At 58.8% G+C, this 6,762-nt stretch carries 5 protein-coding genes and 1 pseudogene; all 6 read left to right on the top strand.

Going from position 1 to position 6,762, the window contains the following annotated elements:
• Window positions 1–253, top strand: a pseudogene (locus DOU50_RS23645) (alpha/beta hydrolase); the annotation flags it as partial.
• 93 nt (window positions 254–346) lie between these two features.
• Window positions 347–1,558 (top strand): diguanylate phosphodiesterase, encoded by a 1,212-nt coding sequence (locus tag DOU50_RS01730; protein ID WP_148768632.1) that lies wholly within the window; start codon window positions 347–349, stop codon window positions 1,556–1,558.
• An 88-nt stretch (window positions 1,559–1,646) separates the two neighbouring features.
• On the top strand, window positions 1,647–2,537 hold the full coding sequence (locus tag DOU50_RS01725) for an aminoimidazole riboside kinase (RefSeq protein ID WP_148768631.1): 891 nt from the start codon (window positions 1,647–1,649) through the stop codon (window positions 2,535–2,537).
• Window positions 2,538–2,709: 172 nt separating this feature from the next.
• A complete protein-coding gene (locus DOU50_RS01720; protein WP_024909535.1) occupies window positions 2,710–4,227 on the top strand; it encodes a carbohydrate porin in 1,518 nt (505 codons plus the stop codon).
• 66 nt (window positions 4,228–4,293) lie between these two features.
• Window positions 4,294–5,664, top strand: a complete 1,371-nt coding sequence (locus DOU50_RS01715; RefSeq protein ID WP_024909534.1) for a sucrose-specific PTS transporter subunit IIBC — start codon at window positions 4,294–4,296, stop codon at window positions 5,662–5,664.
• Window positions 5,664–6,762 (top strand): sucrose-6-phosphate hydrolase (locus tag DOU50_RS01710; RefSeq protein ID WP_148768630.1); only part of this gene is annotated, 1,099 nt, incomplete at its 3' end. The genes DOU50_RS01715 and DOU50_RS01710, both read left to right, overlap by 1 nt.

Genomic DNA, 6,762 nt, shown 5'->3' with positions numbered 1-6,762 from the left:
TACGCAGGCCTGGCCGCAGGATGTCTATTCCCTGTCGCACGTTGCCGTGCCGTTCCCGCCGGATGACGATCTCTATGGTCGCGAGCCTGGGGTGAAAAACCGCTATGGCATCAGCCTGGGGACGATTGCGCTCTGGGGCGAAACGTCTGTATTGAGCGTTGGAAAGGAGGCGCTGATGCGGGTCACCTCGAACCCGTTTTACGACTACATGCAGGAGAGGATTAACAGCCGGATCGGGGACGCGAAAAAGTAACGTTCTCTTGTGGCGTGAATATGTTAGGTCGCACTGATTAAGTATGTTAAATAATAGCTTCAAGGCACCTCTCTCTCATCGGAACCCACTTTTGTGCTGACGACTCTGATTTACCGAAGCCAGTTGAATTTATCCCGCCCGTCCACCGAACTGCGGGAGCTGGTGGATCGCGCCAGGGGCCGCAACACAAAACTGGATATCACCGGTGTCCTCCTGGCAAAAGGGAATGACGTTCTGCAAATCCTCGAAGGGTCGGAAGAGAGTGTGGTCAAACTGTTCCACACCATCCGTGAGGACAAGCGGCACAGCGGGGTGGTTGAACTGATGCGGGATTATGGCCCGCGCAGACGATTCGAAAACGTCGGGATGCTGCTGTTCGATCTGCAGACGCAGTCGCCGAAAGAGGTGCTGCAGTCGGTCCTGCATTACAGCAAGCTGGACAGCTATCTCACCTCTGACGATCGGGTGTTCAAATTTATTCAGACGTTTATCATGGGCAAACGTCCGGCCCCGTCGGGCGCGCGCTACACCCCTGAAAAATGGACGCTTTCACCTGAGGCGTTACCCTTTGGCGAACATCTGGGCCTGTTTACCGGACAAACCTGCCAGTTTGCGCTGCAGCCTATTGTCGAGCCCTCGGAAGGGAAGATCAGCTCCCTTGAGGCCCTTATCCGCGGCAACGACGGCGGCAGCCCGGAGCATTTCTTCAGCACTGTCGACCCGGACAACGTCTACGAAGTTGATCTCCAGACGAAAGCGTATGCCTTTGCGCTGGCGGAAAAGCTGGGCATTGGCAGCCATAAAATCGCGGTAAACCTGCTGCCCATGTCGCTGGTGAATGTCCCCGGCGCAGTGGAATTTCTGGTCGATCAGATTAAACAACATGGGCTTCAGCCGGAGCAGGTGGTCATTGAAGTCACGGAAAACGAGATGATCTCCGGGTTCAACCAGTTTAATAGTGCCATCAAGCAGCTTCGCGGTGAGGGGATTGGCCTGGCGATAGATGATTTTGGCTCGGGCTATGCCGGACTTTCGCTTCTGACCCGGTTCCAGCCGGATAAAATTAAAATCGACCGGGAAATTGTCAGCAACATTCACCTCAGCGGCCCGAAGCAGGCGATCGTGCGCTCCATCGTCAGCTGCTGCTCCGATCTTGAAATTACCCTGGTAGCCGAAGGCATCGAGAAAATAGAGGAGTGGTGCTGGCTCGAATCTGCCGGGATCCGCCGTTTCCAGGGCTTTCTGTTTGCCCGTCCGCAGATTAATGGCGTCGGCGATATCCACTGGCCGCATCTGGTGCGTTAAGTCAATTTTCCCTCCCGTTATTTCCCCTTTGTCCAGCCTGTGCTTAAATAGCTAAAACGGTTTAACATAGTTTAGCTGAGAGGGTTACATGAAAAAAATCTGGGTACTTGGCGATGCGGTAGTGGATTTGCTGCCCGATGGAGAAGGCAGATTACTGCAGTGTCCCGGCGGCGCGCCGGCGAACGTCGCGGTCGGCATTGCCCGGCTGGGCGGCCAGAGCGCCTTTATCGGCAGGGTTGGCGACGATCCTTTTGGGCGTTTTATGTCTAAGACATTAGCCGACGAGTGGGTCGACGTGAAGTATATGCGCCTTGACCCGGCGCACCGCACCTCAACGGTGGTGGTCGATCTGGATGACCACGGTGAACGCTCGTTTACCTTTATGGTGCGCCCGAGCGCCGATCTGTTTCTGGAATCTGCCGATCTGCCGACGTTCAGCGCCGGGGAGTGGCTGCACGTCTGCTCCATCGCCTTAAGCGCCGAGCCGAGCCGTTCTGCGACCTTTCAGGCGATGGCCGCCATCCGGGAGGCGGGCGGTTACGTCAGTTTCGACCCCAATATTCGCCCGGACCTCTGGCAGGATGAGAACGAACTGCGTCGCTGCCTGGAGCAGGCCCTGCAGAGTGCAGACGTGGTGAAACTCTCTGTCGAAGAGCTGGCGTTTTTAACCGGAGATGTGCAGGTAAACGTCGGTCTGGACACGCTGATGGCGCGCTGCCCGGCGCGTCTGGTGCTGGTCACCCAGGGTAAAGAGGGGGTGATCGCCTGGCATGAGGGCACTGTGAAACATTATCCGGCCACCCCCGTTCAGTGTGTCGATACAACCGGCGCGGGCGACGCCTTTGTAGCGGGGCTGCTCTACGGCCTGGCCGACGGTCAGGCACTGCCTCCGGTTATCGCGCTCGCCCAGCGCTGCGGCGCGCTGGCCACCACGGCCAAAGGGGCGATGACCGCGTTGCCCTGGCAGCACGACCTGTAATTTCTCCTCTCCTGGCCGCCATCCGGCGGCCTGAATTGTCGCCTCGATCACACTTACTAAATCGGTTTAGCAAAAAAGATTGCCGATCCAAAATCCAGAGGTTTAGTATCAGCAACCTAAACCGGTTTAGCAATTTAGCACGTTTAATGACTTCTTTTAGGGATGCGACAAAATGTATAAAAAACGCAGACTTGCCGTGATGATAGGCATGCTGGCCGGAAGTACCTCTGTTTTTGCCCAAACGGATATGACAAGTATCGAAGCGCGTCTTGCCGCAATGGAGCAGCGCCTCCAGGCGGCGGAAACGCGTGCGCAGGTGGCTGAGAAGCGCGCCACCGATGCAGAACAAAAAACGCAGCAGCTGGTTGCCGCCCAGCAGCAGGCGCAAACGACGACCCAGGAGGTGGCGCAGCGCACCACCGCGCTGGAGAAGAAGGCGGATCAGACCGGCGGGTTTGAGTTCCACGGCTATGCCCGTTCTGGCCTGCTGATGAACGATGCGGCTTCCAGCAGCAAAAGCGGCCCTTATCTGACCCCGGCCGGTGAAACCGGCGGTGCGGTAGGGCGTCTGGGTAACGAAGCCGATACCTACGTGGAGCTGAATCTGGAGCACAAGCAAACCCTGGACAACGGGGCGACCACGCGCTTTAAAGCGATGCTGGCCGACGGTCAGAGAACCTATAACGACTGGTCAGCCGATACCAGCGATCTCAATATTCGCCAGGCTTTCGCGGAGCTGGGTAACCTGCCTGATTTTACCGGCGCGCTGAAGGGCAGCACCTTCTGGGCGGGTAAACGCTTCGACCGCGACAACTTTGACATTCACTGGCTGGATTCCGACGTGGTGTTCCTCGCCGGTACCGGCGGCGGCGTCTACGACGTGAAATGGAACGATTCGCTGCGCAGCAACTTCTCCATTTATGGCCGCAACTTCGGCAGCGTGGAGCAGACCGACAACAACGTTCAGAACTATATCCTCAGCATGAACCACTTCGCCGGCCCGTTCCAGCTGATGGTGAGCGGCCTGCGGGCGAAAGATAACGACGACCGTAAAGATACCAATGGCGATCTCATCAAAACGGATGCCGCCAATACCGGCGTTCATGCCCTGGTGGGTTTGCATAATGACAGCTTCTACGGCCTGCGCGAAGGGACCGCCAAAACGGCGCTACTTTATGGACACGGGCTGGGTGCGGAGGTGAAAAGCATCGGCTCCGACGGCGCGCTGCTGTCTGAGGCGGATACCTGGCGCTTCGCAAGTTACGGTGTCACGCCGATCGGCGGTGGCTGGAGCGTTGCGCCAGCCGTACTGGCACAGAGCAGTAAAGATCGCTACGTCAAGGGCGATAGCTATGAGTGGGTAACGCTCAACACTCGCCTGATTAAAGAGGTGACGCAGAACTTCGCGCTAGCGTTTGAGGGCAGCTATCAGTACATGGATTTAAATCCGGAAGGTTATAAGGACCGCAACGCCGTGAACGGCAGTTTCTACAAGCTGACCTTTGCGCCAACGTTAAAAGCGAGCAAAATCGGCGATTTCTTCAGCCGTCCGGAGCTGCGCCTGTTTGCCACCTGGATGGACTGGAGCAGCAAACTGGATCATTACGCCAGCGATGATGCCTTTGGCAGCAGCGGCTTCAACGCCGGCGGGGAATGGAACTTTGGGGTCCAGATGGAAACCTGGTTTTAACCCATCACGCTCCCGCCTGGCGGGAGCGTTTCGCACATCATAAAAAGAAGTCAGGCAGAGGTATCTATGGATTTTAATCAAATCGCCCGCGAGCTTATTCCACTGCTCGGTGGCAAGGAAAATATCGCCAGCGCGGCGCACTGCGCAACGCGTCTTCGTCTGGTGCTGGTTGATGACGCGCTGGCGGATCAGCAGGCTATCGGCAAGGTCGACGGCGTGAAAGGCTGCTTCCGTAACGCCGGGCAGATGCAGGTGATTTTTGGCACGGGCGTGGTTAACAAGGTGTACGCCGCGTTTATTCAGGCGGCGGGGATCAGCGAATCCAGTAAATCGGAAGCCGCGGACCTGGCGGCGCGCAAGCTGAACCCGTTCCAGCGCATTGCCCGTCTGCTCTCCAACATCTTTGTGCCGATCATTCCCGCGATTGTGGCGTCCGGTCTGCTGATGGGTCTGCTCGGCATGGTGAAAACCTACGGCTGGGTCAATGCGGATAACGCCATCTACATCATGCTGGACATGTGCAGCTCGGCGGCGTTTATCATTCTGCCTATTCTGATTGGCTTTACCGCCGCGCGCGAATTTGGCGGTAACCCGTACCTCGGCGCGACGCTGGGCGGGATTCTGACCCACCCGGCGCTGACCAACGCCTGGGGCGTGGCCTCCGGCTTCCACACCATGAACTTCTTCGGCCTTGAGATCGCGATGATTGGCTATCAGGGTACGGTATTCCCGGTGCTGCTGGCCGTCTGGTTTATGAGCATCGTGGAGAAAAACCTGCGCCGCGCGATCCCGGATGCGTTGGACCTGATCCTGACGCCGTTCCTCACCGTCGTTATCTCCGGATTTATCGCCTTGCTGATTATCGGTCCGGCGGGGCGCGCCTTAGGGGATGGTATCTCCTTCGTTCTGAGCACGCTGATCGCCCACGCGGGCTGGCTGGCCGGGCTGCTGTTCGGCGGGCTTTACTCGGTGATTGTGATCACCGGTATTCACCATAGTTTCCACGCGATTGAAGCCGGGCTGCTGGGTAACCCGTCGATTGGCGTTAACTTCCTGCTGCCTATCTGGGCCATGGCGAACGTGGCGCAGGGCGGCGCCTGTCTGGCAGTGTGGTTCAAAACCAAAGATGCCAAAATCAAAGCCATTACCTTACCGTCGGCGTTTTCTGCGATGCTGGGCATCACCGAAGCGGCCATTTTTGGTATCAACCTGCGCTTCGTTAAGCCGTTTATCGCCGCGTTGATTGGCGGCGCGGTGGGCGGGGCCTGGGTGGTCTCGGTTCATGTCTACATGACCGCCGTTGGGTTGACCGCCATTCCGGGCATGGCCATCGTGCAGGCCAGCTCGCTGCTCAACTATATTATCGGCATGGTGATTGCCTTCGGCGTGGCGTTTACCGTCTCACTGCTGCTGAAATATAAAACGGACTCTGAATAATGACGTTGCCTTCCCGCTGGCCTGCGATCCTGCAGGCCGTTATGAAAGGTCAGCCACGGGCGCTGGCGGACAGCCACTATCCGCAGTGGCACCCCGCGCCGGTGACGGGGCTGATGAATGACCCGAACGGGTTTATCTGGTTTGCTGGCCGCTACCACCTGTTCTATCAGTGGAACCCGCTGGACTGCGAGCATCGCTTTAAGTGCTGGGGGCACTGGAGCTCTGCGGACCTGGTGCACTGGCGGCATGAGCCGCTGGCGCTGATGCCTGACGAAGCGTATGACCGCAACGGCTGCTACTCCGGTAGTGCCGTGGATAACCAGGGTGTTCTGACCCTGTGCTACACCGGAAACGTTAAGTTCGATGACGGCAGCCGCACGGCCTGGCAGTGCCTGGCCGTGGAACAGCCGGACGGAACCTTTACGAAGCTGGGGCCGGTGCTGGCGCTGCCGGAAGGCTACACCGGCCACGTGCGCGACCCGAAGGTGTGGCAACACGACGGGGAGTGGTACATGGTGCTCGGCGCGCAGGATGTGCAGAAGCGCGGCAAGGTGCTGCTGTTTAAATCAGCCGATTTGCACGCCTGGACGTCCTGCGGGGAAATCGCCGGTCACGGGGTCAACGGCCTGACGGAGGCAGGGTATATGTGGGAGTGCCCGGATCTGTTCGCCCTCGATGGAACGCACGTCCTGATCAGCTGCCCGCAGGGGCTGGCGCGCGAGCCGCATCGCTACCTCAATACCTATCCGGCCACCTGGATGAGCGGGGCGTTTGATTACGCCAGCGCCGCATTCGATCACGGCGAGCTGCACGAGCTGGACGCGGGGTTTGAGTTCTACGCCCCGCAAACCACGCTGGCGGAAGATGGACGCCGCATTCTGATCGGCTGGATGGGCGTACCGGACGGGGAAGAGATGCTTCAGCCAACCCGGGCGTACGGCTGGATGCACCAGATGACCTGCCCGCGCGAATTACGCTATCGCGACGGCAGACTCTGGCAGACCCCGGCGCGCGAGCTGGCGGCGCTGCGCGAAGATGAGCAGCGCTGGCAGGGACGCGCCAGCGACGCGCCAGACCTGGACGCCACGCGCCTGGAGT

Origin of the sequence: Enterobacter sp. C6, from assembly GCF_008122455.1 — a bacterium.
Lineage (GTDB): Bacteria > Pseudomonadota > Gammaproteobacteria > Enterobacterales > Enterobacteriaceae > Enterobacter > Enterobacter pseudoroggenkampii.
This window is presented reverse-complemented; position numbering and strand designations above follow the sequence as displayed.